The sequence below is a fragment of the Kineococcus indalonis genome (assembly GCF_009906395.1).
GTDB classification, from domain to species: Bacteria; Actinomycetota; Actinomycetes; order Actinomycetales; family Kineococcaceae; genus Kineococcus; species Kineococcus indalonis.
Window position 1 is genome coordinate 1 of sequence record NZ_JAAALM010000400.1, and the last position, 3,744, is coordinate 3,744.

Genomic DNA, 3,744 nt, shown 5'->3' on the forward strand with positions numbered 1-3,744 from the left:
CCCTCGGCGCGCCCCGCGCGCCTGTGCCGCACCCTGCGGGGCACCTCCTAGCCTGGCGCCGTCGCCGACGGCGCCGCCCGGTGCGGGCGGCAGGAGGAGGAGCCCCCGTGCAACCCCGTCACCTGGACCTGCTGCGCAGCGTCTCCGCGCCCACCGTCTCCCCCGACGGCGCGACGGTGGTGTTCGCCCTCTCGCGCCCGGACACCGCCGCCGACGCCGAGGTGGGCCAGCTGTGGCGGGTGCCGGCGGACGGTTCCGCCCCGGCCTCGCTGCTGACGCGCGGGCACCGCGACGGCGCCCCGCGCTTCTCCCCCGACGGCTCGCTGGTGGCGTTCCTGCGCGCCGCTCCGGGCGCGCCGGCGCAGCTGGCGGTGGTCGCCGCCGGCGGCGGGGAGCCGCTGGTGGTCACCGACCGCCCGCGCGGGGTGCTCTCCTTCGACTGGTCGCCGGACTCCCGGCGCCTGGTGCTGGCCGCCCGCGACCCCGAGCCGGGCCGCTACGGCACCGTCGAGGGCGTGGGGCCGGCGGCCGAGCCGCCGCGGCGGATCACCACGACGCGCTACAAGAGCAACGGCCTGCCCGGCTACGCGGTGGACCAGCGGGTGCAGCTGTTCGTCGTGGAGGTGCCCGACGCCGGCGCCGAGCCGGTGCCGGCGCCGGCCCCCTCCCCCGGCGCACCGGCCCCGGCGGGCGCGGCAGGCGCAGGGGGGGCGGCGCGGGTGCCGCAGGCGGTGCGGCTGACCGCCGGGGACGTGGACTGCACGCACCCGCGGTTCACCCCGGACGGCACCGCGGTGACGTTCGTGGCCGCCCGCCACCCCGGCCGCGACGACGACCTGCGGGTGGGCGCGCACCGCGTGCCCCTGCCCGCCCCGGGCACCGGCGCCGGGCCCGGGGCCGCCGGGCTCGCCGAGCCCGAGGAGCTGCTCGGGCCGGGCGCCGACCTGGCGGTGCGCGAGGTGCTCACCACCGCCGACGGCTCGGTGTTCGTCCTGGCCGCCCCGCTGGGCCCCACCGGCCGGGACGTCGCCGGGCGCAGCACCGTCCTGCACGTGCTGCGCGACGGCGCCGCGCACCCGCTGACCGACCCGGCGACGGTGGACCTCGGCGAGTCCGGCCTGGAGGCCGCCGGTGGGGGCGCGGTGCTCGTGCAGGACCGCGTCCGCGGCGCGCTGCACCTGCTGCGGGTGGACGCCGCCGGCGACGTCGAGCGCCTGACCGGCGGGCCGGTGGAGGTCACCGGCGCCGCCGCGGCGGGCGGGACGGTGGCGCTGGCCGTGCGCGACGCCGGCACCTCCGGCGACGTGGCCGTGCTGGGCGCGGACGGCCCGCGCCGGCTCACCGACCTGTCCGCGCCGCTGCGCGCGACCGGCCTGGTGGTGCCGCGCGAGGTGGAGGTGCCCGCCCGCGACGGGCACCCGCTGCACGGCTGGGTGCTCGTGCCCGACACCCCCGCCGGCGCCCCGCGCGCCACGCTGCTGCTGGTGCACGGCGGGCCGTTCGCGCAGTACACCGGCTCGCTGTTCGACGAGGCGCAGGTGCTCGCCGGCGCCGGGTACGCCGTCGTCATGGGCAACCCGCGCGGCTCGGCCGGGTACGGCGAGGCGCACGCGCGGGCCATCGCCGGCGCGATGGGCACGGTGGACGCCACCGACGTGCTGGACCTGTTCGACGGCGCCTGCCGCGAGCACGGCCTGGAGGCGCAGCGGGTGGGGGTGCTGGGCGGTTCCTACGGCGGGTACCTGACGGCGTGGACGATCGCGCACGACCACCGCTTCGCCGCCGCGGTCGTCGAGCGCGGCTACCTGGACGCGGAGCTCTTCGTGGGCACCTCCGACATCGGCACCTACTTCACCGAGCAGTACTTCGGCCCCGACCCCGCCGTCCAGCGCGCCCGCAGCCCGCAGTCGGTGGCGCACCTGACGCGCACGCCGACGCTGGTGGTGCACTCCGAGGACGACCTGCGCTGCCCGCTGTCGCAGGCGGAGCGCTACTTCCTGGCGCTGCGCCGGGCGGGGGTGGAGTCGGAGGTGCTGCTCTTCCCCGGCGAGGACCACGAGCTGACCCGCTCGGGCCGCCCGCGCCACCGCCTGCAGCGCTTCGAGGCGGTCCTGGAGTGGTGGCGCCGGCACCTGCCGCTGGACTGAGCCGAGGCGTTCAGCGCCCGCCCGCCGCGGGCAGGTGCGCCAGCGCGGCGCGCAGCTGCACCGCGTCGTCGAAGGTGCGGGTGCGCCCGCCGGCCACGAGCCGGCGGTCGTGGCCGCGCCCGGCGACGACCACCACGTCGCCGGGCGCGGCCAGCGAGACCGCCAGCTGCAGGGCCCGGTCGCGGTCGGCCTCCACGTGCACGTCCGCGCCGCCGGCGCCGCGCGCGCCGGCGGCCACCGCCTCGCGCAGCAGCGCGGGGTCGTCGCCGTGGGGGCTCTCGTCGGTGACGACGACGACGTCGGCGAGGCGCGCCGCGGTGCGGCCCAGCGGCGCGCGCTTGCCGGGGTCGCGCTCGCCGGTGGCGCCCAGCACCACCACCACCCGCCCGCCGGTCAGGCTGCGCAGGAAGGGCAGCACCCGGTGCTGGCCGGCGACGTTGTGGGCGTGGTCCACCAGCGCCAGGAACGGCTGCCCGGCGTCCACCCGCTCCAGCCGCCCGGGCACCCCGGCCAGCTCCTCGGCGCCGCGCACGGCGGCCTCGACGTCCACGCCCCTGGCGTGCAGGAGGGCGATCGCCCCCAGGGCGTTGTCGACCTGGTGCGCGCCCAGCAGCCGCAGCCGCACGCGCCGGTCGGTGCCGGGCCCCAGCAGCCGGAACACCGTCCCGGAGGCGTCCGCGACGACCTCGGCGGCGCGCCAGTCGGCGCCGGGCCGGCCGGCCGCGGAGAACGTCACGACGGGCGTGCGCACCGCGGCGGCCAGGCGCCGCCCGTGCGCGTCGTCGGCGTTGACGACGGCCAGGGCGCAGCGCGCGGCGTCGAACAGGGCCGCCTTGGCCTCGAAGTAGGACTCCTGGTCGCCGTGCAGGTCGAGGTGGTCGAGACCCAGGTTGGTGAACACCGCGCCCGCGAAGCGGGTGCCGTCCACCCGGTGCAGCGCCAGCCCGTGGCTGGAGACCTCCACGGCCGCGGCGGTGGCGCCCTGCTCGCGCAGCGAGGCGAGCACCTCCTGCAGCTCCGGCGCCTCGGGGGTGGTGCGCTGCGCGGGGCGCGACCAGCCCGGGGTGCGCACCTGCACCCCGCTGAGCAGGCCCGTGCACCGGCCCGCGGCGCGCAGGCCCGCGTCGAGCAGGTGGGTGGTGCTCGTCTTGCCGTTGGTGCCGGTGACCCCGAGCACCTCCAGCGCTGCGGCGGGGTGCCCGTGCAGGTGGGCGGCGAGCTGCCCGAGCACCGCGCGCGGGTCGGGCACGACGAGGGTGGGCAGGCCCTCCAGCGGGCGGTCGCTGACGGCCGCGACCGCCCCCGCGGCCCGCGCCTGCCGCGCGAAGCCGGCCCCGTGGTGCCGCGCGCCCGGCAGGGCGGCGTAGAGGTCGCCGGGCAGGACGCAGCGCGAGTCCAGCGTCAGGCCCGAGAGCCGGGGACCGGGACCGGCCGGGGCCGGCACCCCCAGGGCGAGGGCGAGGTCCGCGAGGTGCACGGGCCGCGGTGGCGCGGGTCGCGGGCGCGGCGCGCCCGGCGGCGGCGCCGGGGAGTCCGTCACCGGGCAAGTGAGCCACCTGCGCCCCCCGCGCGCGAGCCGACACGCGCACCACGGGCC

General features: G+C 80.0%; 2 protein-coding genes. One reads left to right on the forward strand and one right to left on the reverse strand.

Features of this window, described 5'->3' with window-relative positions; all coding sequences use genetic code 11:
- Positions 1-107: 107 nt before the first annotated feature.
- Complete coding sequence (locus GTR00_RS25945; RefSeq protein WP_166612658.1) at positions 108-2,147, forward strand: prolyl oligopeptidase family serine peptidase; 2,040 nt, start codon at positions 108-110, stop codon at positions 2,145-2,147.
- Between the two features lie 10 nt (positions 2,148-2,157).
- Here GTR00_RS25945 and GTR00_RS16400 read toward each other — a convergent pair whose 3' ends face one another.
- Complete coding sequence (locus GTR00_RS16400; protein ID WP_166612659.1) at positions 2,158-3,624, reverse strand: UDP-N-acetylmuramoyl-L-alanyl-D-glutamate--2,6-diaminopimelate ligase; 1,467 nt, start codon at positions 3,622-3,624, stop codon at positions 2,158-2,160.
- Positions 3,625-3,744: the final 120 nt, after the last annotated feature.